Origin of the sequence: Pseudomonas persica (assembly GCF_900291015.1) — a bacterium.
Lineage (GTDB): Bacteria > Pseudomonadota > Gammaproteobacteria > Pseudomonadales > Pseudomonadaceae > Aquipseudomonas.
Genome location: NZ_OLKL01000028.1, coordinates 24456 through 50648 on the forward strand (window position 1 = coordinate 24456; position 26193 = coordinate 50648).

At 62.5% G+C, this 26193-nt stretch carries 22 protein-coding genes and 2 pseudogenes; 16 read left to right on the top strand and 8 right to left on the bottom strand.

Translation table 11 applies throughout. From position 1 onward, the window contains the following. Nucleotides 1–102 precede the first annotated feature (102 nt). Together FQ664_RS13720 and FQ664_RS13725 are read left to right on the top strand one after the other, a co-directional pair. A complete protein-coding gene (locus FQ664_RS13720) occupies nt 103–1377 on the top strand; it encodes a HAMP domain-containing sensor histidine kinase (protein ID WP_144172521.1) in 1275 nt (424 codons plus the stop codon). After that, the gene (locus tag FQ664_RS13725) at nt 1377–2015 is read left to right on the top strand and encodes a response regulator (protein ID WP_144172524.1); all 639 of its coding nucleotides are present in this window, start codon (nt 1377–1379) and stop codon (nt 2013–2015) included. The genes FQ664_RS13720 and FQ664_RS13725 overlap by 1 nt, the downstream gene beginning before the upstream one ends. A gap of 79 nt (nt 2016–2094) precedes the next feature. On the opposite strand, the gene FQ664_RS13730 is transcribed toward FQ664_RS13725, so the two are convergent. After that, nucleotides 2095–2754 carry a pentapeptide repeat-containing protein gene (locus FQ664_RS13730; protein ID WP_144172527.1) on the bottom strand — a complete coding sequence of 220 codons (660 nt, stop codon included), beginning with the start codon at nt 2752–2754 and terminating at the stop codon, nt 2095–2097. A 79-nt stretch (nt 2755–2833) separates the two neighbouring features. Next, entirely contained in the window at nt 2834–4726 is a 1893-nt protein-coding gene (exaA, locus tag FQ664_RS13735; protein ID WP_144172530.1) for a quinoprotein ethanol dehydrogenase, read from the bottom strand. A gap of 254 nt (nt 4727–4980) precedes the next feature. Here exaA and pedF point away from each other — a divergent pair, with 254 nt between their 5' ends. The 11 genes from pedF to FQ664_RS13795 all read left to right on the top strand — a co-directional run bounded on the left by pedF (nt 4981) and on the right by FQ664_RS13795 (nt 17257). Next, nucleotides 4981–5442 (top strand): cytochrome c-550 PedF, encoded by a 462-nt coding sequence (pedF, locus tag FQ664_RS13740; protein ID WP_144172533.1) that lies wholly within the window; start codon nt 4981–4983, stop codon nt 5440–5442. Between the two features lie 5 nt (nt 5443–5447). After that, nucleotides 5448–6323, top strand: coding sequence for a substrate-binding periplasmic protein (locus FQ664_RS13745; RefSeq protein WP_144172536.1), 876 nt, complete (start codon nt 5448–5450; stop codon nt 6321–6323). 182 nt (nt 6324–6505) lie between these two features. After that, nucleotides 6506–7267, top strand: coding sequence for a quinoprotein dehydrogenase-associated SoxYZ-like carrier (locus FQ664_RS13750; RefSeq protein ID WP_144172539.1), 762 nt, complete (start codon nt 6506–6508; stop codon nt 7265–7267). 41 nt (nt 7268–7308) lie between these two features. Continuing rightward, nucleotides 7309–8247, top strand: coding sequence for a quinoprotein relay system zinc metallohydrolase 1 (locus FQ664_RS13755; protein WP_144172542.1), 939 nt, complete (start codon nt 7309–7311; stop codon nt 8245–8247). Nucleotides 8248–8869: 622 nt separating this feature from the next. Then, the gene (locus FQ664_RS13765) at nt 8870–10066 is read left to right on the top strand and encodes an MFS transporter (RefSeq protein ID WP_144172545.1); all 1197 of its coding nucleotides are present in this window, start codon (nt 8870–8872) and stop codon (nt 10064–10066) included. Nucleotides 10067–10172: 106 nt separating this feature from the next. Next, nucleotides 10173–11957, top strand: a complete 1785-nt coding sequence (gene pedH, locus FQ664_RS13770; protein WP_144172547.1) for a PQQ-dependent alcohol dehydrogenase PedH — start codon at nt 10173–10175, stop codon at nt 11955–11957. Nucleotides 11958–12118: 161 nt separating this feature from the next. Next, complete coding sequence (exaC, locus tag FQ664_RS13775) at nt 12119–13639, top strand: acetaldehyde dehydrogenase ExaC (RefSeq protein WP_144172549.1); 1521 nt, start codon at nt 12119–12121, stop codon at nt 13637–13639. Between the two features lie 249 nt (nt 13640–13888). Then, nucleotides 13889–13960, top strand: a complete 72-nt coding sequence (pqqA, locus tag FQ664_RS13780) for a pyrroloquinoline quinone precursor peptide PqqA (protein WP_003253598.1) — start codon at nt 13889–13891, stop codon at nt 13958–13960. A gap of 51 nt (nt 13961–14011) precedes the next feature. Next, nucleotides 14012–14284: a pyrroloquinoline quinone biosynthesis peptide chaperone PqqD gene (gene pqqD / locus FQ664_RS13785; protein ID WP_144172551.1), complete on the top strand. Its 273-nt coding sequence runs from the start codon at nt 14012–14014 to the stop codon at nt 14282–14284. A 92-nt stretch (nt 14285–14376) separates the two neighbouring features. Continuing rightward, complete coding sequence (gene ercA, locus FQ664_RS13790) at nt 14377–15540, top strand: alcohol dehydrogenase-like regulatory protein ErcA (protein WP_144172554.1); 1164 nt, start codon at nt 14377–14379, stop codon at nt 15538–15540. Next, nucleotides 15524–17257, top strand: a complete 1734-nt coding sequence (locus FQ664_RS13795; protein WP_144172556.1) for a PAS domain-containing hybrid sensor histidine kinase/response regulator — start codon at nt 15524–15526, stop codon at nt 17255–17257. The genes ercA and FQ664_RS13795 overlap by 17 nt, the downstream gene beginning before the upstream one ends. Nucleotides 17258–17465: 208 nt before the next feature. On the opposite strand, the gene FQ664_RS13800 is transcribed toward FQ664_RS13795, so the two are convergent. After that, a complete protein-coding gene (locus tag FQ664_RS13800; RefSeq protein WP_144172558.1) occupies nt 17466–19118 on the bottom strand; it encodes a SulP family inorganic anion transporter in 1653 nt (550 codons plus the stop codon). Between the two features lie 701 nt (nt 19119–19819). On the opposite strand from FQ664_RS13800, the gene FQ664_RS13805 reads away from it, so the two are divergent. Further along, nucleotides 19820–20434 (top strand): hypothetical protein, encoded by a 615-nt coding sequence (locus FQ664_RS13805; protein WP_144172672.1) that lies wholly within the window; start codon nt 19820–19822, stop codon nt 20432–20434. A 234-nt stretch (nt 20435–20668) separates the two neighbouring features. On the opposite strand, the pseudogene FQ664_RS28055 reads toward FQ664_RS13805, so the two are convergent. The 3 genes and pseudogenes from FQ664_RS28055 to FQ664_RS13820 all read right to left on the bottom strand — a co-directional run. Next, nucleotides 20669–20899: pseudogene (locus FQ664_RS28055) on the bottom strand (mechanosensitive ion channel family protein); the annotation flags it as partial. Nucleotides 20900–21067: 168 nt separating this feature from the next. After that, nucleotides 21068–21312: pseudogene (locus FQ664_RS13815) on the bottom strand (hypothetical protein). Further along, the gene (locus FQ664_RS13820) at nt 21312–21776 is read right to left on the bottom strand and encodes a hemerythrin domain-containing protein (protein ID WP_144172560.1); all 465 of its coding nucleotides are present in this window, start codon (nt 21774–21776) and stop codon (nt 21312–21314) included. Before FQ664_RS13820 ends, FQ664_RS13815 begins: the two are co-directional and overlap by 1 nt. A 530-nt stretch (nt 21777–22306) precedes the next feature. Between FQ664_RS13820 and FQ664_RS13830 the strand changes: the two genes are divergently transcribed. Together FQ664_RS13830 and FQ664_RS13835 are read left to right on the top strand one after the other, a co-directional pair. After that, nucleotides 22307–22510, top strand: a complete 204-nt coding sequence (locus FQ664_RS13830) for a DUF2238 domain-containing protein (protein WP_256675951.1) — start codon at nt 22307–22309, stop codon at nt 22508–22510. A gap of 252 nt (nt 22511–22762) precedes the next feature. Beyond that, the gene (locus FQ664_RS13835; protein WP_144172564.1) at nt 22763–23245 is read left to right on the top strand and encodes a glycine zipper domain-containing protein; all 483 of its coding nucleotides are present in this window, start codon (nt 22763–22765) and stop codon (nt 23243–23245) included. Between the two features lie 60 nt (nt 23246–23305). On the opposite strand, the gene chrA is transcribed toward FQ664_RS13835, so the two are convergent. Together chrA and arsJ are read right to left on the bottom strand one after the other, a co-directional pair. Further along, nucleotides 23306–24673: a chromate efflux transporter gene (chrA, locus tag FQ664_RS13840; protein ID WP_144172567.1), complete on the bottom strand. Its 1368-nt coding sequence runs from the start codon at nt 24671–24673 to the stop codon at nt 23306–23308. 208 nt (nt 24674–24881) lie between these two features. Further along, on the bottom strand, nt 24882–26189 hold the full coding sequence (gene arsJ, locus FQ664_RS13845) for an organoarsenical effux MFS transporter ArsJ (RefSeq protein ID WP_144172570.1): 1308 nt from the start codon (nt 26187–26189) through the stop codon (nt 24882–24884). Nucleotides 26190–26193: the final 4 nt, after the last annotated feature.

Genomic DNA, 26193 nt, shown 5'->3' on the forward strand with positions numbered 1-26193 from the left:
GAATATGCAGAAAGTAGCGCTCGCCCGGTACCAAGGTAGTAATTCACCACGCGGGCCCGGGTTTTACGATGGGTCGCAGCACCCTCAGAGGAGAACCGGCCCATGCGCCTTGTCAACCTGTCGGCCCTGTGGCGGATCAACCTCTGGGTCACCTGTTGCTTCGTGATGGTGACGCTGGCCTGTGCCGGGGTGCTGTTGCACCAGGCAGTGGCTGATGTGGAACGGGAGTTGCAGTCTGCCGAAGCCGTGTTGGCGTACCTCGGTGACACCGCCGAGCGCGACCCGCAGAGCCTGCAGCCGCGGCTGACGCAAAGCCTGCGCCATGTGCGGGTGCACTGGCTGGCGGCGGATGAAGCCGCGCGGCTGCCGCAAGAGGTCGGCCTGGATGCCTGGCTGGGCCGCCAACTGCTTGGTCAGCGCCACAACAGCAGCCGGCTGCTGGAGCTGGGTGACGGCCGCCGGGTAGTGATAGCCGTGGATGCTCGGGATGAAATCGACGAGGTCCGCGACTCCCTGCAGCAGCTGTTGGCCCTGTGCGGCCTGGCGTTGTTGCTGAGCTTGTTGACCATCCGCTGGGCGGTGCGGCGGGGCATGAGCTTGCTGGACGATCTGCTGCAGGCTTTGCGCCAGGTCTCGGGTGGGCAGTTGACCGCGCGCCTGCGCGAGGCCGGTCTGCCGGAGGCGCGCCAGCTGGCGGAGCACTTCAACCGCATGACCGCCTCCCTGGAGCAGGCCCGGGCTGACAATACCCAGCTGACCCAGGCCCTGCTGGCGGTGCAGGAGCAGGAACGCACCCTGTTGGCGCAGACCCTGCACGACGACCTCGGGCAATACCTGGCGGGTATTCGCGCCCAGCTCTGTCTGTTGCGCATGGTGGCCGACCAGCCTACCGTGGTGGCGCAAACGACACGTGCCCTGGAACTCGATTGCGAACGCCTGCAGCAGGGTTTTCGCGCCCTGGTACACGACCTGTATCCGCTGGCGTTGCAACACATGCCGCTGGCCGAAGCCTTCGGCCTGCTGGTGAGCCAATGGCAGGCCAGCCAGGGTATCGATTGCCGCCTGCGGGTCGGCGAGCAGCTGCCGCTGCTGCCCGGGGAGAGTCGGACGCATCTGTATCGCTTGCTGCAGGAGGCGTTGACCAACGTCGCCCGACACGCCGGCGCCAGCCAGGTGCGGATACGCCTGCAACGCAGCGCCAAGGGCTTGCGCCTGCTGGTTCGCGACAATGGTTGCGGTGCGAGCCAGCCCCAGCGCCCCGGGGTAGGCCTGCACTCGATGGCCGAGCGCGCCCGCAGCCTGGGCGGTGAACTGCGCATCCTCAGCCGCCCGGGTGCCGGCTGGGCGCTGGCCCTGAACATTCCCATGGAGGTGTGATGAATATCGTGTTGGTCGATGACCACGCCGTGGTCCGCCAGGGCTATGCCAGCCTGCTGCGGGTGGTGCTGCCGACAGTACAGGTGCGTGAGGCCGCCAGTGGCGAAGAGGCGCTGGCGCGGGTTCAGGAGCAGGTGCCCAACCTGGTGATCATGGATTTCGGCCTGCCAGGCATCAGCGGCCTGGAAACCACCCGGCGCCTGCGTCAGCGCCTGCCGCAGTTGCGGGTGCTGTTCTTCAGCATGCATGACGAGCTGCCGCTGGTGCGTCAGGCACTGGACGCGGGGGCCTCAGGGTACCTGACCAAGAACTCGGCGCCCGAAGTGTTGATCGAGGCGGTGCAGCGGGTGTTGGCCGGGCATGCCTATATCGAACAGCCTTTGGCCACCCAGCTGGCCTGCACCTCACAGCAGAACGCCAGTGACCCGCGCCTGCAGCGCATGACCCAGCGTGAGCTGGAGATTTTCGTGATGCTGGCCAAGGGGACGCCGGTGCGGGGGATTGCCGAGCAGCTGTGCATCAGCGCCAAGACCGTGTCCAACCACCTGACCTTGCTCAAGAGCAAGTTGCAGGTCAGCTCGCATGCCGAGCTGGTGCATCTGGGAATCGATCTTGGGGTGGTGCGGGTGGCGGGGTGAGGTTTCTTCGAAGGCCAACATAGGTCTGATGGATTTAGCAGGGAATCTGTGGGAGCCAATGTGCCCGAGCACGCTCTATTCAATTGTCCCATGTCTCAGGGCACCCCTTGCACCCTTCCATATTGGCCTCCTGAAAATTCCCGTAATGCTGCCGCGCCCCGCGCAAATCGGCGCGGGCCAGGTTGCTCTGGCCAAACTTGGCCTCCTGCAGGTTGGCATCGCCAAGGTCGGCCCCTTGCAGATCAGCCTTGCTCAGCCAGGCCATTTCCAGGTCCGCCGCCCGCAGGTTGGCCTGGTGCATCTTCGCCCCTGACAACCTGGCGAACTGCAGGTAGGCCGCGCTGAGGTCGGCCTTGGCAAATTGCGCCCCCTGGGCAAACAGGCCCCAGCCCTGAATCGCCACCAGCCGGCCATGGCTCAGGTCGGCCAGGCGCAGGTTGCTCTGCTGCAGGCTGGCGCGGGTCAGGTTGGCGCCTTGCAGGCTGGCCTTTTCCAGGTTGGCCAGGTCCAGCCGGGCATGGCGCAGGTCGGCATCACGCAGGTCGGCGCCGGCCAGGTTCATCTTGCGCAGGTCCTGGTTGGCCAGGTTGGCGCCGCGCAGGTTTGCCCCCGGGCACTGGCTGGCTTCGGCAATCACGCAACCATTGATGGTCAGGGGGGGATCGATGCCAGCGTCGTCGGCATTGTCGGCCATGGCAGGGGACAGCACGATCAGCAAGGCAAGTGGCAGGTAGTTCATGGCGAAAGGCTCTCAATGTGAGGTCGGGGATGCATCCTGGGGCTGCATCGCAGCCCCAGTGATGCGTCAACTCAGGCAGTCACCGCTGTGCAGTCTTGTTATCCCAGCTGGGGATCTTGAACACCCAGAACGAGCCGCCCTGGGCCACCGGCTTGGTCAGCTCGGCCATGTCGCCGCCCCACAGCGGCACCGCGCCGCCGTAACCCACGGTCACACCGATGTACTGCTCGCCGTCCTGTTCCCAGGTGATCGGCGGCGAGACGATGCCGCTGCCGGTCTGGAACTTCCACAGCTCCTTGCCCGTTTTGGCGTCGAAGGCCTTGAAGAAGCCGTCGCCGGTGCCGGTGAACACCAGGTTGCCCTTGGTCGCCAGCACGCCGGCCCACAGCGGCAGCTGCTCCTTGTGCTCCCACACCAGCTTGCCGGTGCTCGGGTCCATGGCCCGCAAGGTGCCGACGTGGTCGTCGTACATGCGCTTGATGCGGAAACCCATGCCCAGGTAGGCCGAGCCCTTCTTGTAGTTCACTTCCTCGGTCCAGTACTCCTCCTTCCACTGGTTGCCGGGGATGTAGAACAGGCCGGTGTCCTGGCTGTAGGCCATGGGGTTCCAGTTCTTGCCGCCAAGGAACGGTGGCGAGACCTCCACCGGCTTGCCCTTGGTTTCGCCCGGCAGTGGTTTGGCCGGGCGCTGCCCGGGGTTCTCCACCGGGCGCCCGGTCTTGAGGTCGATGTGGCTGGCCCAGGTGATGTTGTCGACGAAGGGGAAGGCGTTCTGCAGTTTGCCGTTGCTGCGGTCCACCACATAGAAGAAACCGTTGCGGTCGGCATGGGCCGTGGCCTTGACCAGCTTGCCGTCCTTGCCCTTGTAGTCGAACAGCACCAGCTCGTTGTTACCGGAGAAATCCCAGGCGTCGTTGGGCGTGTGCTGGTAGAACCACTTCACCTCACCGGTGCTCGGGTCGACGCCGACCTGCCCTGAGGTATACAGGCTGTCGAAGTCGTGCGGGTTGCCGTCTTTCGACGTGCGCGCCCAGGTGTTCCAGGGGCCGGGGTTGCCTGCGCCGACAATGATGGTGTTGGTCTCGGGGTCGAAGCTGGCGCTTTGCCAAGGCGCGCCGCCGCCGTGGCTCCAGGCTTCGACCTTGCCGGTTTCGGTGCTGGGGTCGTCCGGCCAGGACGGCGCTTTGACGTCACCGGTCGGCGTGCTGTCCTTACCGTTCAGGCGGCCCATGTGGCCTTCGATGAAGGGGCGCATCCACACTTCTTCGCCGGTGTCCGGGTCGCGGGCGAACAGTTGGCCGACCACGCCGAACTCATCGCCGGAGCTGCCGTGGATCAGCAATACCTTGCCGCTGGTCTTGTCTTTGATCAGCACTGGGGCGCCGGTCATGGTGTAGCCGGCGCCATGGTCGCCGAACTTCTTGTTCCACACCACTTTGCCGGTGCGCTTGTCGAGGGCGATGACCCGCGCGTCGAGCGTGCCGAAGTAGATCTTGTCGCCGTAGATCGCCGCGCCGCGGTTGACCACGTCGCAGCATGGGCGAATGTTGTCCGGCAGGCGGTGGTTGTAGGTCCACAGGCGCTTGCCGGTCCTGGCATCGAGGGCGAACACCCGCGAATAGGAGCCAGTGACATAGACCACGCCGTCGCTGACGATGGCCTGGGATTCCTGGCCGCGCTGCTTCTCGTCACCGAAGGAATAGGACCAGGCCGGGGTCAGCTTGAACACGTTCTGGTCATTGACCTGGGCCAGTGGGCTCCAGCGCTGGGCGTTGGTGCCCATGCCGTACTGCAGCACGTCCTGGGTGGTCAGGTGGTCGTTGGCGATGTCTTCCCAGGTCACGTTCTTGCTGGCAGGTGCCGGGGCGGTGGCCGCTGTGGCCATGCTGCCGAGGGCCAGGCTACCGGCCAGCAGCAAGGCCCGCACGCTCAGGGCCAGAGGGGAAGGGGCGGGTAGCGTTCTTGTTGTCATGGTTGCAGTTCCCAGTGGAGGTTTTGGCCTGCACAGGGTGGGATGCGGCGGGTGTTGCGGGATACGGAAAAAGTCCCGCCCTTGCCGGGAATAGTTCCCGCAGGGCACCTCATTTGGCCCTTCGCCACAAGCGCTACTACCAAGGGAGTAAGGCACGGCCACCAAAGCAGCATTCGGCCGCCTGCGGGGTGTTTCTAAGATGGCGGCACGGCCTCTGTGGTTGAGGCCATGCGTGCAATCGTGAGGGTATAAAAATGACAACAAAACGCAACGTCTTGCTGGCTACCGGGTTGCTTGCCAGTGCAGTGCTGACCGGCACGGCCTGGGCGCATGGCAATGTGGTGCCCCAGGCCGTGGAAACCCAGGGGCTGACCCCGATCAAGGACGCTGGCGTAACCCTGGACGGTGATGGCTGGGCGGCGGTCAACCCGTACCGCACTTCTCCCGAGCACGACAAGGCCGTGGAAATCGGTGCCTCGGCCTACAACCAGAACTGCGCCGCCTGCCATGGCCTGGAGGCCAAGTCCGGCGGCATCGCCCCGGATTTGCGCATGCTCGATGCCGGCGAGGCCGGGGATGAATGGTTCGTCGAGCGGGTCCGCCACGGTGCGGTTCGCGACGGCCGGGTGTACATGCCGAAGATGGCCGACTACCTGAGCCAGGAAGCCCTGTGGGCGGTGCGTACCTACCTGGACAGCGTGCACGTCGAGGAGTGACGGCCATGCGTCTGTTGGCGGTGCTGTTGAGTGGCCTGCTGCTGTGGTGCGCGGCGGCGCAGGCGCAGGTGCGCAGCTACGACGCGATCATCGCCGCCGGTGAACTGAAGGTGGCGGTGTACAAGGACTTCGCGCCCTACAGCTTCCAGGACCACGGCCAGCCGCGTGGTGTCGACGTCGAGCTGGCGCAGGCCCTGGCCACGGCCCTGGGCGTGCGCTTGCAGCTGATCTGGGCGCCGCCGGGGGAAAAGCTCGACGACGATCTGCGCGACTACATCTGGCGCGGCAGCCCGCTGCGCCACCAGCAACTGGCCGACCTGATGATGCGGGTGCCGTATGACCACGCGTACGCGCAGAGACGCAATGAGGTGGGCGAACTGGAAAACGCCCAGGTGGTGATGTTCGGCCCCTATCAGGAGGAGCGCTGGCAGGTCGCCTACGATCGCCGCCGCCTGGCCTCGGTGGCCAGTGTCGCGGTGTTCCAGCAGCACCCGATCGGGGTCGAGGTGGACAGCGTGCCGTCGTTCTACCTGACCTCGGTGTTCAACGGCATGCTCAGCGCCAGGACCCATCATTACCCGAATGTGCAGCAGGCCTTCGGTGCCATGCAGGCCGGCCAGGTGGACGCGGTGATGGCGATGCGCGGCGAGGTTGACTGGCAACTGCGCCAGGCCGCCGACCCGCAACTGGCCTTGGCGGAAAACGCCTACCCGAACCTGGGCAAACAGGCCTGGGAGATCGGCATGGCGGTGCATGAAAGCAACCGACAGCTGGCCTATGCGGTGGAGGAGGCGCTTGAGGCGCTGATTCGTGATGGGCGGATGAAGGCGATTTATGCCAGTTACGGCCTGCGTTACCAGGTGCCGGAAATGTACCAGTAACGAATTGCCCAGGCCTGTGGGTTTGCAAGAGCAGCACAACCCCTGTGCTGTGGGAGCGGGTTCACCCGCGAACACCGGCAAAGCCGGTGCCATCTACCTCGTTGCATTCTTCGCGGGTGAACCCGCCCCCACAAGGACCGTGCAATGTCAGCCAGATTTGTGTTGATCAAAGGGAGTAGGCGATGAACTGGCGAGCAATTTTCCTGCTGGCCTGCTGGATGCCCTGGGCAGCCCAGGCCACCGAACCGAGTGCCAACCCGGACCCGGTACCGTCGGTAATGTGGGACTTCTACCACAAGCAGCTGCTGGGCCAGGCCGCGTTCGTCTTCGATGACCGGGTCAAGCTGCTGGCGCCGCCGTTTGCCGAGGACGCGCGCCAGGTGCCGCTGGAGATCGACGCTCGGGCGTTCAGCGGCGAGGTGGTGCGGATGCTCGCCTGGGCTGAACTCAACCCGCTGCCGCGTATTGTCGACTTCCAGCCTGGCGAGCGCGTGCAGCCCTGGTTGTCGATCCGCATCCGCATCGAACAGGCCACACCGCTGCGCGCTGCGGTACTGACGCGCGACGGCCTGTGGCATGTCGGCTCGACCCTGATCGATGCCGCCGGCGGCGGTTGCACCGCGCCCAGCGTGGTACGCACTCAGCCCGGCTGGGAGGAGCACCTTGGCGAAGTCCTCGGCGGGCGTTACCCGCGCGGCGACAGAAGCCGCCTGCGCCTGCAGGTGGCCCACCCGATGGGCAATGGCCTGGTCAGCGGCATTCCCGAATTCTTCCTCAACCATGCCGAGCTGCAAGACGCCGACGGCCAGCGCCTGGCCAGCCTGGAGCTGTACCCGGCGGTCAGCGAAAACCCCAACCTGGGCTTCGACATCCAGGGCCCCGGGCCGACCCGGTTGGTGTTGCAGGACAACAGCGGCAACCAGTTCGAGGCGGCGCTGCCCTGAGCGCATTTGCCCGACTTCATCCCTGACCGGAGGCGCCCGTCATGCGTTGCATTCTGCTGTTGCTGCTGTGCCTGGGCCTGCCGGCCTGGGCAGACCTGAACTATCGGCTTACACCCCGGCAGATCGCCGAGGGCACCTGGCTGCTGGAGGGCAGCACCGACAATTTCGCCAAGGACAACGGCGGCAATATCGTCAACACCGCGTTCATCGTTACCGACAACGGTGTGGTAGTGATCGACAGCGGGCCGTCGAAACGCTACGGCGAAGCCATGCGCCAGGCCATTGCCGCTACCACCGACAAGCCGGTGGTCGAAGTGCTGCTGACCCATCATCACCCCGACCATGTGCTGGGCAACCAGGCCTTTGCCGATGTGCCCATCGGCGCCCTGGCCGGCACCGGCGAGCTGTTGCGCCAGCAGGGCGAGGCCATGGCCGAGAACATGTACCGTCTGGTCGGCGACTGGATGCGCGGTACCGAGGTGGTGCTGCCGACCCGGGTACTGCAACCGGGTATTCATGAGGTGGGCGGGCACCGCCTGCGGCTGCTGGCGCTGGGCGGGCATACCGGTGCCGACCTGGCGATCCTGGATGAAAGCACCGGCGTGCTGTTTGCCGGCGACCTGGTGTTCTACGAGCGCGCGCTGACCACGCCCAACAGCCCGGGGCTGGCGGTGTGGCTGAGGGACCTGGACACCTTGCAAGCGCTGCCCTGGAAGCAGCTGGTACCCGGTCATGGTCCACTGGCCAGCGATGCCCGGCCGTTTGCCCAGATGCGTGATTACCTGAGCTGGCTGGATGGACTGATGCGTGACGGCGCGGCGCGTGGCGATGACATGGCCGAGATGATCCGCAGCCCGATCCCCGAACGGTTTGCCGGTATCAGCCTGACCCGTTACGAGTTGATTCGCAGTGTCAGCCACCTGTATCCCCGCTACGAACGCCAGCAGCTGCGGCGTGTCGATGCCAAGCCCCCAATCTGATCGCGCAACGCGCTGTACTGTGGGAGCACGCCCGTCGCCGAGGCGGCGCGCACAGCAAACAGGATGCCCATCTCAGCTGCTGCCTGGCCTTGCCGCGTTAAAACGCTGAGCATTGCAAACTGGGGAAACTTTCTTCGAACATTCCCAATGTCTGACTGATGTTTCCGATAACAAGATATTTCCAGATTCTGCTGCGCGAATAATGTCACTCGGACGTGACAAAATTAACCTGGCTGCATCCGGGGTTACCTTGATAGGAGGATTTCGACGGTGGATAAATTCCACTTATCGAGATATTTGAATGCTGGTGAAAATGTGGATGCCAAATAAATAAGACATAATGGATTTCATCGTTTCATAAAGTCATTGCGAATAACACCGATGCGCACCCAGACAAGTCAGCAAATGTTCTAGACGGAGTAGCAACTTCCTATCGAATATTGCAACACCAAGCGGATGATATCGCATCTCTCTTGCCAACCCTGGGAATCACTCCAGGCGATCGTGTGGGCCTGTACCGACGATCTTCCTGGTCCGATCAAGGCAATCGGACTGGAATGGGTGCTGCTCGCCTATTGAAGTATGGCCAGGCCTCTATCCCCGCTGCCTTTAGGAGTTCAGCATGCGCAAGGATTACCTCGCCTTTTTCATTTCGCTATTTCTTTCGCGCCTGGCGGACCAGATCCTGTTGTTCATGGTGCCGCTGGTAGTGTTCCAGGCCACCAACAGCGCCGCCTGGGCAGGGCTGGCGTTCTTCGTTGAATCGCTGCCGCGTTTTCTGGCCTTCCCGGTATGCGGCGCACTGTGCGACAAGTTCTCACCAATCAAGATCCTGCACATCAGCCAAGTCTACCGGGCCTTGCTGTGCGTACTGGCGATGGGGCTTCATACCCTGTTCGGTGGTCTCGCCTGGCTGGTGGTACTGTCGGCGCTATGTGGGGTGCTGACCACCCAGGGCATCATGGCTCGCGAGGTGGTGATGCCGCATATCTTCCAGCACTACAGCTACACCAGGACCCTCGCCTATTCGCAGATCGCCGACCAGACGGGTCTGGTACTCGGGCCGCTGGTGGCGGCCGCGCTGCTGGAGCTTGTGGCGTGGCACTGGGTGGTGCTTTGGGTCGCTGGGCTGTTTCTGCTGGCCGACCTGAGCATGCGGGCCTGGCAGCGCGCCAGCCAGATCACTCTACAGGTGTACGAGCAGCATCGTGATATCTGGTTCCAACCCGTGCGCATTGCCTTCAGGCATATTGGTGAACAGGCCGAACTGAAGAAGGTCATCACCTTGGCCGTCGGCGTCAACCTGATCGTCGGGGTCACCCTGGCCACCTCGGCGGCCATGGTGCTCGGCGAGCATGGCGCTGGGAAAGACGCTTACGCAGGGCTGCAGGCGGTTGGCGCGGTGATTACCATCGTGATCCTGTTCTTTCTCGCACGAGTGGTGCTGCCGCTGCGGGTAATGGGCGGCGCGGGCTACTCGATGATTGCCGCCGGTGCCTTCATCAGTGCCCTGAGTCCAAACCTTGCAGGGTATGTGCTGGGCTTTTTGCTAATCGTCGGGTTCGACAAGATGTTCAATGTCTATATGCGCAATGTTCGTCAGCGGGTAATTCCGACCCAGGATTTTGGCAAGACGGTTGGGGTGATCACGTTGCTCAACAACCTGTCACAACCGTTGGCGGGTTTGCTGGTGGCAGTGCTGGCGGCACCGCTGGGGACGCAAGGGGTTATCTTGATGCTTGCAGTGCTGACTAGCGTGATTGGCGCGGGCGTTGTGTGGTGTTTTGCAGCGCAACCCAGCCCCATACCAAGGAACTAGAAAACTCCGCACTGCGGGCAATTGCTGGCAAGCAGGTCGGGCCCAAGAATTCTCGGCACACCGGGAAGTTTTCCCGGATACAACAAAAAAACCAAAGGTAGCCGTCATGACCCGATCCCCACGTCGTCCTGTGTTCGCCTTGAGCCTGGTGCTCAGCGCCATGCTGCTTGCCGGCGCGGCCCACGCCGCTGTCAGCAATGAAGAAATTCTCCAGGACCCGAAGAACCCGCAGCAGATAGTGACCAATGGCCTGGGCGTGCAGGGCCAGCGCTACAGCCCGCTGAACCTGCTCAATACCGACAACGTCAAGGACCTGCGGCCGGTCTGGGCGTTTTCCTTCGGTGGTGAGAAGCAGCGTGGCCAGCAGGCCCAGCCGCTGGTCAAGGACGGAGTGATGTACTTGACCGGCTCCTACTCGCGGGTGTTCGCCGTGGACGCACGTACCGGCAAGAAGCTGTGGCAATACGATGCGCGCCTGCCTGATGACATCCGCCCGTGCTGCGACGTGATCAACCGCGGTGTGGCGCTGTACGGCAACCTGGTGTTCTTCGGCACCCTCGACGCCAAGCTGGTGGCGCTGAACAAGGACACCGGCAAGGTGGTATGGAGCAAGAAGGTCGCCGACCACAAGGAAGGCTACTCCATCAGTGCCGCGCCGATGATCGTCAACGGCAAACTGATCACCGGTGTCGCCGGCGGCGAGTTTGGCGTGGTGGGCAAGATCCAGGCCTACAACCCGGAAAACGGTGAACTGCTGTGGATGCGCCCGACCGTGGAAGGGCACATGGGCTACGTGTACAAGGATGGCAAGGCGATCGAGAATGGCATATCCGGCGGCGAGGCGGGCAAGACCTGGCCCGGCGACCTGTGGAAGACCGGCGGTGCGGCGCCTTGGCTGGGCGGCTACTACGACCCGGAAACCAACCTGATTCTGTTCGGTACCGGCAACCCGGCGCCGTGGAACTCGCACCTGCGCCCGGGCGACAACCTGTATTCCTCCTCGCGCCTGGCCCTGAACCCGGACGATGGCACCATCAAGTGGCACTTCCAGAGCACACCGCATGACGGCTGGGACTTCGACGGCGTCAACGAGCTGATCTCGTTCAACTACAAAGACGGCGGCAAAGAGGTCAAGGCCGCCGCCACCGCCGACCGCAACGGCTTCTTCTATGTGCTGGACCGCACCAACGGCAAGTTCATCCGCGGCTTCCCCTTCGTCGACAAGATCACCTGGGCCACCGGTCTGGACAAGGATGGCCGGCCGATCTACAACGAGGCCAGCCGGCCGGGGGCGCCGGGTAGCGAAGCGAAGGGCAGTTCGGTGTTCGTCGCCCCGGCATTCCTCGGTGCCAAGAACTGGATGCCGATGGCCTACAACAAGGACACCGGGCTGTTCTACGTGCCTTCCAACGAGTGGGGCATGGACATCTGGAACGAAGGCATCGCCTACAAGAAGGGCGCGGCGTTCCTCGGTGCCGGCTTCACCATCAAGCCGCTCAACGAAGACTACATCGGCGTGCTGCGCGCCATCGACCCGGTCAGCGGCAAGGAAGTGTGGCGCCACAAGAACTACGCGCCGCTGTGGGGCGGGGTGCTGACTACCAAGGGCAACCTGGTGTTCACCGGCACGCCGGAAGGCTTCCTGCAGGCGTTCAACGCCAAGACCGGCGACAAGGTCTGGGAATTCCAGACCGGTTCTGGTGTGCTCGGCTCGCCAGTGACCTGGGAAATGGACGGCGAGCAGTACGTTTCGGTGGTCTCCGGCTGGGGTGGCGCGGTGCCGCTGTGGGGCGGCGAAGTGGCCAAGCGGGTCAAGGACTTCAACCAGGGCGGCATGCTCTGGACCTTCAAGCTGCCCAAGCAACTGCAAATGGCCAGCGCCAAGCGCTGAGGCCATGACCTGCCGCTTGCTGCCACAGACCCGGCGGCAAGCGGCCCTACTACCAAATGACGAGAGCCCCGCTGCCAACGATGCATTCGCCCGGCAGGCGGGGCTTTTTACCATCGGTTCATCGCCTGTCGCTGGACAGGCATCGACCACAGAGGCTCAGCATGATCTACGCACAACCCGGAACCCCAGGCGCCATCGTGTCCTTCAAACCACGCTACGGCAATTTCATCAACGGTGAATTCGTGCCGCCGCTGGGCGGCCAGTACTTCACCAATAGCTCGCCGGTCAACGGCCAGCCGATTGCCGAGTTCCCGCGCTCTGGCGCCGAGGACATCGAGCTGGCCCTGGACGCCGCCCATGCCGCTGCCGAGGCCTGGGGCAAGACCTCGGTGCAGGACCGCGCCCTGGTGCTGCTGAAGATCGCCGACCGTATCGAACAGAATCTTGAAGTACTGGCCGTTACCGAAACCTGGGACAACGGCAAGGCCGTGCGCGAAACCCTCAATGCCGACGTGCCGCTGGCGGCCGATCACTTCCGCTACTTCGCCGGCTGCATCCGCGCCCAGGAAGGCGGCGCCGCCGAAATCAACGAAGGCACCGTGGCCTACCACATCCACGAGCCGCTGGGCGTGGTCGGGCAGATCATCCCGTGGAACTTCCCGCTGCTGATGGCCGCCTGGAAACTCGCCCCGGCCCTGGCCGCCGGCAACTGCGTGGTGCTCAAACCGGCCGAGCAGACGCCACTGGCGATCACCATTTTTGCCGAGCTGATCGCCGACCTGCTGCCGGCAGGCGTGCTGAACATCGTCCAGGGCTTTGGCCGCGAAGCCGGCGAGGCCCTGGCCACCAGCAAGCGCATCGCCAAGATCGCCTTCACCGGCTCCACCCCGGTCGGCTCGCACATCATGAAGTGCGCGGCCGAGAACATCATCCCGTCCACCGTCGAACTGGGCGGCAAGTCGCCGAACATCTTCTTCGAAGACATCATGCAGGCCGAGCCCGCGTTCATCGAAAAGGCCGCCGAAGGCCTGGTGCTGGCGTTCTTCAACCAGGGCGAAGTGTGCACCTGCCCGTCGCGGGCGCTGATCCAGGAGTCGATCTACGAGCCGTTCATGGCCGAGGTGATGAAGAAGATCGCCGGGATCACCCGTGGCAACCCGCTGGACACCACGACCATGGTCGGTGCCCAGGCGTCTGAGCAGCAATACGACAAGATCCTTTCCTACCTGCAGATTGCCCGGGAGGAGGGCGCGCAGCTGCTCACCGGGGGTGGTGCGGAGCGGCTCGACGGCGACCTGGCCAGCGGTTACTACATCCAGCCGACCCTGCTCAAGGGCAACAACAAGATGCGCGTGTTCCAGGAGGAGATCTTCGGCCCGGTGGTGGGCGTGACCACCTTCAAGGACGAAGCCGAAGCGCTGGCGATCGCCAACGACAGCGAGTTCGGTCTGGGCGCGGGGCTGTGGACGCGTGACATCAACCGTGCGTATCGCATGGGCCGTGGGATCAAGGCCGGGCGTGTGTGGACCAACTGCTACCACCTGTACCCGGCGCATGCGGCGTTCGGTGGCTACAAGAAGTCCGGGGTGGGCCGTGAGACGCACAAGATGATGCTCGATCACTACCAGCAGACCAAGAACCTGCTGGTGAGCTACGACATCAATCCGCTGGGCTTCTTCTAAACCGCGTCGCCTTCTTCGCGGGTAAACCCGCTCCCACAGGTACTGCGCAGGGTTCAAGATCTGCGCAGTACCTGTGGGAGCGGGTTTACCCGCGAAGAGGCCGGCACTGCAACAGACAAATCCACAGTGATTCGATGCCCCCTACCAACGCACCCCACAAATCAGTCCCAAAGTAGCATTCGGTCTCGTCGCCCCCTCGTGCATTAATGCCTCTACCGGAATCGCCCGGCACAACAAGAGGAACGCCCCATGTGGACTAAACCCGCCTTTACCGACCTGCGCATCGGCTTCGAAGTGACGATGTACTTCGCCAATCGTTGATGCCTGTCCGGCCATCGTCGCGGTGGCCGGGTCTTCATTGCGCCCCCCCCTGTGAACCTGATCGATCGCGAGCAAGCCCTGGCCTTGCGCAAAGGCTTCTGCCTGCGCTGGGAGCCGCACCAGGCGCGCCATGTGCTGCTGTACCCCGAGGGCATCATCGAGCTCAACGCCAGTGCCGGCTGGGTGCTGGAGTTGCTGGACGGCCAGCGCAGCGTGGCGGCGGTCATCGACCGCCTGGCACAGCGCTTCCCCGGGGTACCGGGGCTCGACGAGGACATCCTGGCGTTTCTGGAGGTGGCCCGTGCCAAATACTGGATCGAGTGAGCGGTGGCCACGCTTTGGTCTGGTTGCTTTCGCTGCGGGATGCTTTACGCTGGCGGTTACCTTCTTCCAGAACAATAAGAACAGGCTTCCCGATGAGCCAGAGTTTCAGCCCGCTTCGCAAGTTCGTTTCGCCTGAGATCATCTTCGGTGCCGGCTGCCGGCATAACGTCGCCAATTACGCCAAGACTTTCGGTGCGCGCAAGGTGCTGGTGGTCAGCGACCCCGGTGTGATTGCCGCCGGTTGGGTGGCAGACGTGGAGGCCAGCCTGCAGGCCCAGGGTATCGACTACTGCCTGTACAGCGCCGTATCGCCCAACCCACGGGTCGAAGAGGTGATGCTCGGCGCCGAGATCTACCGGCAAAACCATTGTGATGTGATTGTCGCGGTCGGCGGCGGCAGCCCGATGGATTGCGGCAAGGCCATCGGCATCGTGGTCGCCCACGGGCGCAGCATCCTCGAATTCGAAGGCGTGGACATGATCCGCGTGCCCAGCCCGCCGCTGATCCTGATCCCGACCACGGCCGGCACCTCGGCGGACGTGTCGCAGTTCGTGATCATATCCAACCAGCAGGAGCGCATGAAGTTCTCCATCGTCAGCAAGGCGGTGGTGCCGGACGTATCGCTGATCGACCCGCAAACCACCCTGAGCATGGACCCGTTCCTGTCGGCCTGCACCGGCATCGATGCGCTGGTGCATGCTATCGAAGCCTTCGTCTCCACCGGCCACGGCCCACTGACCGACCCCCATGCGCTGGAAGCCATGCGCCTGATCAACGGCAACCTGGTGGAAATGATCGCCAACCCCACCGATATCGCCTTGCGCGAGAAAATCATGCTGGGCAGCATGCAGGCGGGGCTGGCATTTTCCAATGCGATTCTGGGGGCGGTCCACGCCATGTCGCACAGCCTGGGCGGGTTCCTCGACCTGCCGCATGGCTTGTGCAATGCGGTGCTGGTGGAGCACGTGGTGGCGTTCAACTACAGCTCGGCGCCGGAGCGTTTCAAGGTGATTGCCGAAGTACTGGGCATCGACTGCCGCGGCCTCAACCACCGGCAGATCTGCGCGCGCCTGGTGGAGCACCTGATCGCGCTGAAGCATGCCATCGGTTTCCATGAAACCCTGGGCCTGCACGGGGTGCGCACGGCCGATATCCCGTTCCTGTCAGAACATGCAATGGATGACCCGTGCATTCTCACCAACCCGCGTGCGTCGAGCCAGCGTGATGTCGAGGTCGTCTATGGCGAGGCCCTCTGACGAGCAGCAGCGGGCGCTGGCCGGGCTGCTGGGGCTGGGCGACCACTCGGCGCGCAAGAGCCATTACCCGGAGCTGGCGGCGCGCCTGGACGAGCTGGAGGCCGAACGCAACCGCTACAAATGGCTGTTCGAAAACGCCGTGCACGGGATCTTCCAGGCCAGCCTGCAAGACGGCATGCGGGCCGCCAACCCGGCGTTGGCACGTATGCTCGGTTACGACAATCCGCAGGCGTTGCTGTTTCCGCTGACGGACCTTGCCGCCAACCTGTTTGTCGGCGGGGCCGAAGAGCTGCACGCCATCACCGCGACTCTCGCCCGTGAACACAGCCTGCACGGCTACGAAACCCGCTTGCGGCGCAAGGACGGCAGCCACCTCGATGTGCTGATGAACCTGTTGCTCAAGCCCGGCCAGGAAGGGCTGGTGGAAGGGTTTGTCGCCGACATCACCGAACGCAAGCAGGCCCAGCAGCGCCTGCAGCAACTGAATGACGAACTCGAGCAACGGGTGGCCGCCCGCACCGATGAACTGCTGGAGGCCAACCGTAACCTGCAGCAGCAGATCGCCGAGCGCAAACAGATCGCCCGCGCCCTGCGCGATGCCCGCGACGCTGCGCAAACCGCCAACCGCAGCAAGGACAAGTACCTCGCTGCCGCCAGCCATGACCTGCTGCAACCGCTGAATGCCGCGCGGCTGCTGATCTCGACCTTGCGCGAAAGGCCACTGCCAGAAGCGGAAAAAGTGCTGGTGGAGCGTACCCATCAGGCCTTGGAGGGCGCCGAGGACCTGCTGACCGACCTGCTGGACATTTCCCGCCTCGACCAAGCGGCGGTCAAGCCGGACGTGGCGCTGTACCGCCTCGACGAACTGTTCGCGCCACTGGTCTCGGAATTCCGCTCGGTGGCCGACGCGGCCGGCCTGAAGCTGCGTGCGCGGATTGCCGACTATGCCATCAGCACCGACCTGCGGCTGATGACACGTATCCTGCGCAATTTTCTCAGCAACGCCTGCCGTTATACCGACGAGGGCAGGATTCTGCTGGGGGCCAGACGCCGCGGCAGCCATCTGCGCCTGGAGGTGTGGGATACCGGGCGGGGCATCGCGGCGGATCGGCTGCAGGCCATTTTCCTCGAGTTCAATCAACTGGACGTTGGCCGCGCCGCCGATCGCAAGGGCGTGGGCCTGGGGCTGGCCATCGTCGAACGGATCGCCAAGATTCTCGGCTACCGGGTCGAGGTGCGCTCGTGGCCGGGGCGTGGCTCGATGTTCAGCATCGACGTGCCGATCGGCGAAGCCATCCCGCTGCCTAGCCACCAGGCCGTGCCGCAGCCGGGCGCCGGCAACCCGTTGCCAGGCCGGCGCCTGCTGGTACTGGACAACGAAGTGAGCATCCTCCAGAGCATGGGCGCACTGCTCGGGCAGTGGGGCTGCGAAGTGGTTACCGCGACCGACCAGGCCGGGGCCTTGCTGGCCTTGCGGGGGCAGGCGCCGGAATTGATCCTGGCGGATTTTCACCTGGACCACGGCGTGGTCGGCTGCGAGGTGGTCAGGCACTTGCGCGAACATTTCGGCGTCGTCATTCCAGCGGTGATCATCACCGCCGACCGCAGCGATCAGTGCCGACGCGCCTTGAACAAGCTCGGCGCGCCGTTGCTGAACAAGCCCGTCAAACCGGGGAAATTGCGTGCGGTGTTGAGCCAGTTGCTGGGCCAGGCCTGATGCCCGTCAGTCAAGCGATTTGGCGGCCGCCTTGCGGCCCATCGCCGGCAAGCCAGGCTCCCCTGGAACTGCACATGACTCATTGAATTAGCAGGGACTCTGTGGGAACGGCTTTAGCCGCGAACACCGGCGCAGCCGGTGCCATGCACCGCCTTGGATTGTCCGCGGCTAAAGCCGCTCCCACAGGGCACGCGTACCGCTTGCGAATTCAGTTCTCTGCCGCTGATGCCTGCGCCTCCAGCAGGGCGCTACCGAGCGTGTGGTGATAGTGCTCAGGGCCAAGTAGCCGCAAGATACCGGTCCTTTCCAGCTTGCCAAGCACCTTGCGGTTGGCTTCGCACAATTTCACCACGATCCGGCGTTTATGCAGTTGCTGGATCACTTCCTCCAGGGTTTGCAGCCCCGTGATATCCATGAAGGGCACCCGTTTCAGGCAAATCACCAGCAGTTCAGGGTCGGTATGCGTTTGTGACAGCGCACGCTCGAAGGTTTCAGCGGCGCCAAAGAACAGCGGGCCTTCGATGGTGTACACCATCACACCCGGGGGGAGCGATTTCTGGCCGTTGCTGTGCAGTTCATTGGCCAGTTCCTCTTCGACCACCTGTTGGACTTCGACGGATGATGCCATGCGGCGCATGAACTGAAGCATGGCGAGGATGACGCCGATATTCACGGCGATCACCAGATCGCTGAACACCGTCAAGGTGAAAGTGACCAGCAGGATGGCGATGTCGGCTTTCGGTGCGCGTTGCAGCATGCGCTTGAAATGCTTCAACTCGCTCATGTTGTAGGCGACGACGAATAGAATCGCCGCCAGGGCGCAGAGTGGGATGTTCGACGCGAGTGGCGCCAGGAACAGAATGATCAGTACCAGTGTCACTGCATGGATGATGCCGGCCAGTGGCCCGGTAGCACCATTGCGGATGTTGGTCGCTGTCCGGGCAATGGCTCCGGTGGCGGCAAAGCCGCCGAATAACGGCACAACCATGTTGGCAACCCCTTGGCCGATCAGTTCCTGGTTCGAGTCGTGCCGGGTCCCTGCCATGCCGTCGGCGACGACAGCAGAAAGCAACGATTCAATGGCCCCCAGCATGGCGATGGCGAAGGCCGGTCCGATCAGTTCGATCACCCGTGCGAGGGGGACCTCGGGCCAGGTGAGTGACGGCAAACCCTGTGGAATCGCCCCGAAGGCGGTGCCGATGGTTGCCACACCGTCAAAATGGAACAGGGATTGAACGATGGTCGCGAACACCATGGCTACCAGTGGCCCCGGCAGGCGTTTCAGCACGGGCACTCTTGGCGTCATGATCAGCAGGGCAAGGCTGCAGGTTGCGAGCAGTGTCGTGGCAATGTGGAGGTTGGGCAGGGCTTGCAACAGGTGCCATAGCTTTTCGTGGAAGTGCCCGCCTGCAATTTCGGGCAGACCGAAGAAATCACGCCATTGCCCCACCCAGATGATGATGCCGATGCCGGCGGTGAAACCGACGATCACCGGGTCGGGAATGAACTTGATGACTGCACCCAGGCGGGTAATGCCAAGCACCAACAGTATGGCGCCAGCCATCATCGTGGCCAGTTGCAGGCCTTCCACGCCGTACTTCGCCGTCACCCCTGCAAGGATCACGATGAATGCCCCGGTCGGTCCGGCGATTTGCAATCGGCTGCCACCCAGCAGGGAAACCAGCAGCCCACCTATGATTGCCGTGTAGATGCCTTGCTCCGGCTTGACCCCGGACGCGATGGCGAAGGCCATGGCGAGGGGCAGCGCAACAACGCCAACGATGAGGCCGGATACCAGGTTGCGCATCCAGTGTTCACGTCTGAACAAGCCGGCTTTCCAGGCTTCGCGTACTGCGATCATCGCAGGCTCCTTGATAAGGTGCATGCACATAGTATTTAGCATGTCATGCGCAGGGCATCACCCAGGGCAAGTTGACGAGGCGGACAGACTGAAGGCGACAGACGGGGTGCTGGCCGCCGCTGGCGAGCAGAATGGGGCTGCTCCTGGCCTGACTGATGGCACTTCAGGCACGGCCCCCTGCAAAACGAGAACTGCGAAATAGCGGAATAGAGCATTCAAAGTCGCTTGCGAAGTTTGGATCCAGTTGTCGTGAAAACTTTCCATTCGGTCAACTTGCAACAACTTAGCAAACTAACTAACTTGACTGAGTGTACCGCCTGTCGGTCGTTTTGTTCGAGAAATGAACGATTTGGGCGACGCTGACTCCTATTTGCCAGCAGGTGCTTTCAATGTGATTGCACCGCGCGCCTTTCCCCCAGAACTTATGGACGTTCAACCTCATCGGCATCGCAGGGATGCTCATGGGGCTTTCTTTTTCGGAAGAGTGGAGCAATACCATGCCCAACCGAGGCTCTTCGGGTGAGCCACCGTGTGTATTGAATAACGATATGCTGTTTCAACTAACGATTTGAATTTGGCCTTGCCGCTGCGACTGAGTCGTTCGCACGCCTATTGCAAGGGCATCTAGCGCTAACGCATTACGTGGAGAAAACGTCGTGGAGATTAATACAATTATTAGCCTGTTCGGGCAGAAAGAATCCATGGAGCTGGTGCGGTTGTCAGTGATTTACGTTCATTTACTGGCCTGTTGCATTGCCATCGGCCTGGTATTCGCCAGTGACGCCGAGATGGTCAGGAATTTATTGAAAGGCCATAAAGAGGCCGGGCATGACAGCAAGCATATGGCGAGCTTGCAGAAGTCCGTGGGCAATGCCCTTATATTCTTGTGGCTGACCGGTGCTGCGGTAATTGGTATCGATTACCTTGACAAAGGCATGAACTATTTCGCCAATCCAAAACTGCAGGCGAAGATCATTATTGTCCTGTTGCTGACTTTCAACGGCATGTTGTTGCACCGTTATGTATTGCCTGCCCTGCTCAAAGCGGGCAACTTGCTCGACCTGAATTTTGGCGTGCGCATGTTCGCGCTGTTCTCCGGCGCACTGTCGGGGGTGTCCTGGCTGTATGCGGCGATGCTGGGCGTCGGCCGGCCACTGGCCTGGAAATACTCGCTGACCGAGTTGCTGCTGGCTTATCCGCTCATGATCCTGGCGGGCTTTGCGCTGATGGCCGCCCTGACCCAGTGGGCGCGCAAACGCAGCGAAGCCGAACCGGTTCAAGCGCCAATCTGGCGACTGGCTGGCATTCCTACCTGATTGCCTGAGTAACGCTTCCATTACGCCGCGAACCGGGAAACCTGGTTCGCGGCGAGTTCATTTCAGGCAAACGAACCCTTTGACGGGGCAGGCGCGATCGCATTCACTGGACGAAATGCACGAAAGGAAGGGGGGCGCGACTCTTTGCACCCCGACGCATGAAAGCCTGGGTGCGTAATGTGAGCAGCCCTGCTGACGCCGCGGGCAGAGCATGCCTTGCGTGTGCAGGTTGGTCACCTGCAATGCGGCCACCACCAACCACAGGCTACCGACCCGTGTCAGCCAGCGCTCGGTCAGGTCGAGCATGCTCAGGCCCACCAGCAGCGAGGCAAGCAACCGCAGAAAATTGCTGGTTCCGGCGAGCAGCTTGGCCAGCACCCGGCTCAGCGCGCCGTCAGGCTCGGACCAGCGGCTGATCCGATGCAGCGTGAAACTGATGGTCGCCCGCGCCACGAGGAATGTCAGCCTGGGTTGTGCGGTACTTCGTCCACGTAAGGGTCGGGGTGGTTGGAGGCGATCATGGCTTGGTTCCTCGCCGTTGAATTACCTGGGGCAAGCCGTGACAGCGGGGTGGCTGTTCAATCCGGTTTCACCTGTGCGACGCTGAACGACCTCGCGCCTGTGAGCGGATGTTCAGCCCGACTCCACAGCGGTGTTTTTCTTCCACCCCCGCAGGTTCATGGCGCACAGGCAACCCTGCAGGAGAATCAGCGCCCAGGCTTGCGCCTGCCACCCCAGATGGCCCACAGCACATTGCTGGCAATGAAGCAGCAGAAACCCAGCTTGCGCCGGCCTGGGCGTCGTGAACCGATGCACCAGGCGGCAAGCACAGTCAGGGCCATGGCGGGCCATTCAAGAAAGTCGATCCAGTACGCCATCACGCGGCACGCTGTTCGCCCTTGAGCAGTTTCTTCTGCGTTTCCATGGCCTGGCCGAGTTCTTCCAGTTCCTGCTTGCCCAGCAGTTTGCGGGCGGTCGGGAACAGCTCGCTTTCTTCTTCCTCGATATGGTGTTCCAACAGTTCCTTCATGACCTTGACCCGCCCGGCGAACTCGACGGTGCCGGTTTCGGTTCGCAGCAGGTCCGGCAGCACCAGCGAGTCGACGGTGCGATGCTCCTCCTTGGCTTCGTAATACATCTTCGCTTCTTCCTTGCCGCCGGCCTGCTTGATGGCCGGGTAGAGGATTTCTTCTTCCAGCGCGGTGTGGATGGTGACCTCCTGTTTGATGCGTTCGAGCAGTTCGGCGCGTTTCTTCACCGCGCGCTCAGTGGTGGAGGACAGTTCCTCCAGCAGCTTTTTCACCAGCTCATGATCCTGGATCAGCAGTTCGATAGCGTTCATGAAACATCTCCTCGGGGTTGGAAAAATCACGATTGCCTTCGATGGAGTAGGACGCGAGCGGCAAGGTTCAAAACGGATGATCAACGCACCGGACCACCGCTGGGAGGTAACATCACTGCGGTGGTCAACACTAGCTTGTGGGCCTTGAGGTAGTCTGTCTTGCTCAATGTTTAAAAGTTGATGCGATCCCTGTGGGAGATGGCCCAGCCCTTTGGTCTGCGCTGTCGCATAGAGAACTGAATTCGCAAGCGGTCCGTGCATCCTGTGGGAGCGGCTTTAGCCGCGAAGAATCCAACGCGGTGCATGGCACCGGCTGCGCCGGTGTTCGCGGCTAAAGCCGCTCCCACAGGGGCCCTGCTAATTCAACGAGTTATGTGCAGTTCTATGAGAGCGGGCGTGCCCGCGAACACCGGCGAAGCCGGTGCCATACACCTGAAACCGGCTAACGAAGGAAACTTTGGCAGCCCTGCCAGGCTCAACCGTGCTCAAGCCGAGCGTAAAGCAATGACCAAGAGTGCATAGTTTCTTTCGTGCTTGCGACATCGGCGTTGTATGAACTACTGGAGTGGATAGGCGGCCAATACCTGGGCGATGACCGGGCGCAAACCTTTCTCGCGACCCAGCAAGACCCTTGGGATGCGCAAAAGGATATGGCCTTGGCTTTGCTCGGCACAGTTGTCACTTTGTTGATCCGGCGGTTTGGTTCATGCAAGCGTTCCAGCCCAAATGCTTAGGCTTTGGGAGGGAAGGGGAGTAGGGTTGGGCTCCTCGCCGTGTGGAGCGTGCTGACCATTCAACGCCTGCGCCGCTAGCGCTCATGCATGGCCTGTTGCAATTAGCCTGTGACCATCGAAACTTGCCGAAGTTTCGTTGGAAAAACAGCAACTTGGAGAATTTTTTCAAGTCGTGTCATTCGTCGGATTTCCATTGTAAGCCCCGGTTCAGAGCCTCAGGATCGCCGCGGTATCCCTTTGAGGCTTTCACAAATGAAGTACTCCTCGATTCTCTTGTTGTCACTTGGTCTGTTGAGCGGCGTTGCGTCGGCAGGCGGCAATACCGAAGCAGGTATAGGTGGCGCATTGGGTGGAGTATTGGGCTCGGTAGTCGGCCAGTCGATTGGCGGCAGCACCGGTTCGGCAATCGGCGCAGGCCTGGGTGGCGCAGCTGGTAGTGCGGTGGGCGCCAACAAACACAGCCGTGGCGAGGCGGCCATTGGCGGCGCACTGGGTGCAGCTGGCGGTAACGTGGTAGGCCGCAAGATGGGCGGCACCACTGGCAGCATGATCGGCGCAGCAGCCGGTGGCGGTGTGGGCGGAGCCTTGGGCAACCACATGGGCCGGGATTACGATGATGAGAGTGGGCATCGCTACCGTGGTCATGACGACGATGACGACGATCGGGGTTGGCGCCGTCACCGTCACGACCGTGGCCATCACTATGGCTGGCGCAAACACCGCCACGACGACTGACACCGCGTCACAGGTCCATCGGCAGGGCTGGCCGCAGCAATTGCGGCCAGCGCCCTGCGGCTACCGCATCAAATGGACAGCCAGGCCGGCCAAGGCGCAGGCAAACAGCACCTGGATCACACCTCGCTTGTAGCGGAACAAGGCAATCGCCGCAGCAACCGCGATTACCGCTGAAGGCCAGTCAAACGCCCCACTGAAGCCCTTTGGCCAAAGCACGTGGTAGCCGAAGAACATGGCGAGGTTCAGGATCACCCCCACCACTGCGGCGGTGATCCCTGTTAGCGGGGCGGTGAATTTAATCTCGTTGTGAGTCGACTCCACCACCGGGCCACCGGCCAGGATGAAGATGAACGAAGGCAGGAAGGTGAACCAGGTGACGAGGCTTGCCGCGACTGCGCCGGCAAGGAACGGGTGTTCGGCACCGAACATTGGATGCACGTAGCCACCGACGAAGCCGACAAAGGCGACCACCATGATCAGCGGCCCTGGCGTGGTTTCCCCCAAGGCCAGCCCATCGATCATCTGGGTTGGAGTCAGCCACCCGTAGTGCCCGACAGCGCCTTGGTAGACATAGGGCAGCACGGCATAGGCACCGCCAAATGTCATCAAGGCAGCCTTGGTGAAGAACCAGCCCATTTGTGTCAGGGTTCCGTGCCAGCCAGACGACAGCGTAAGCAGCCCCATGGGCAGGGCCCACAGCGCAGCAGCGACCAGCAACAGGCGCAGAAGGTGCCCCCAATTGAAACGGGCGTGTTCTGGAGGGGGGGTGTCGTCATCGATCAGGGCCGGGCCATAACTGTGCTTCGCGGCCCCATGACCGCCACCGATCACGAACTTGCCTGGGGCGAAGCGGCCGCCCATGTAACCGATGATGGCGGCAACCAGCACGATCAGCGGGAATGGCACGTTGAGGGCGAAGATGGCCACGAACGAGGCCCCGGCCATGGCCCACAGCCAGCCGTTCTTCAGCGCGCGCGAACCTATGCGATGGGCTGCGTGGACGACAATGGCCGTGACCGCCGGCTTGATGCCATAGAAGATCCCGGCGACCACCGGCACCTCACCGAAGGCGATGTAGACCCAGGACAAACCAATCAGGATGAACAGCGAAGGCAGCACGAACAATGTGCCGGCAATCACACCGCCCCAGCTGCGGTGCATGAGCCAGCCGATGTAGGTGGCGAGCTGCTGAGCCTCAGGACCGGGTAACAACATGCAGTAGTTCAGCGCATGCAAAAAGCGCTTTTCGCTGATCCACCGCCGGCGCTCGACCAGCTCCTGGTGCATGATCGAGATTTGCCCGGCGGGCCCACCAAAACTGATGAAGCCCAGCTTGAGCCAGAACAGGAATGCTTCAAACAGACCGATTGGCCGCTGAGCCGCTTGCGATGGTGGCTGTTCGCCCACTGCCGAGGTGCTATCAACCATTTTGAACTTCCTCACTCGCGAAAGCCGTCAGCAGACCATCGAAGATGCCCCCGGCGACCGTTGTATACGTTCGGTGGCGTTGGCTGTCGGCAGTCCGAGAATCAGCAGCGACCAAGTGATCATGTAGAGAGCTCAACATAAACTGTATCTTGATCTACGTTATTCTGGATTGAGCGGAGTGTGCACACCGCAGTCTTTTGGGGGTTCGCTAGCGCGCAGCAGCCACAGCGGCATGCCTTGGCAAGGCGATTGAAATCAGGGCAGCCAGCAGAACGAAGGCTGTGGAGATCCACAGGCAGGCTTCCAGCCCGTAAGCCTGGAATACCCAACCGGAAAGCAGCGTACCGACCAACCGCCCTAGCGCGTTGGACATGTAATAGAAGCCCACATCCAGCGATACCCCATCTTCCTTGGCATAACTGACGATCAGGTAGCTGTGCAGCGACGAGTTCACGGCGAACAGCACGCCGAACAGCATCAGCCCGCCTAGCAGCACCCCCTGAGCCGACCAGCCTGCCGACAGGCCCAGGGCGATGAGCGCAGGTAGCCCGGCAAGGGCGATCGCCCAGATGAAAGCCGCTCGACCGTCGGGCACATGGCCGCGCTTCTTGCCAGTGATGTGGGGGGCAAACGACTGAACGATGCCGTAGCCGATTATCCATGCAGCCAGGAAGCCGCCGACCCGCCAGAAGTCCCAGCCGAAAACCGTGCTCAGGTACACCGGCAAGGCCACGACGAACCAGACGTCACGGGCGCCAAAGAGAAACAGCCGTGCGGCCGAGAGGATGTTGATGGCCCGGCTCTTGGACAGCATGTCGCGGAACTTCGGTTTGGCCTTGGCTTTGCCCAGGTCCTTCTTCAGCAGGATCAGACTGCCGATCCAGATCAATGCCAGTACCGCAGCCATGGCCAGCACCGCCAGGGTGAAGCCGAGCAGGGTGAGCAGGGCGCCACCCAGGAAGAAACCCACGCCTTTGAGCGCGTTCTTCGAGCCGGTCAGGATGGCGACCCACTGGTAGAGGGTGCCTTGCTGGCTGTCCGGCACCAGCAGCTTGATGGAGCTCTTGGCGCTCATCTTGTTCAGGTCCTTGGCGATGCCGGACAACGCCTGGGCAGCCATCACCCAGGGCACAGTCAGCCAGGCTGCCGGCACCGTAAGCATCAGCAAGGCCAGTACCTGCANCGCCTGGGCAGCCATCACCCAGGGCACAGTCAGCCAGGCTGCCGGCACCGTAAGCATCAGCAAGGCCAGTACCTGCATGCCCAGGCCGATGTTCATGGTGCGGTTGAGCCCCAGGCGGGCGCCAAGGTAGCCGCCCACCAGGTTGGTGATCACGCCGAACACTTCGTAAAACAGGAACAGCGCCGCGATCTGCAGCGGCGTGTAGCCCAGTGAATGGAAGTGCAGTACCACCAGCATGCGCAAAGCGCCGTCGGTAAGGGTGAAGGCCCAGTAATTGCCGGTAACCAGCAGGTACTGACGCACTTCCGCAGACAGGGCTGACAACGCCTTCATGATC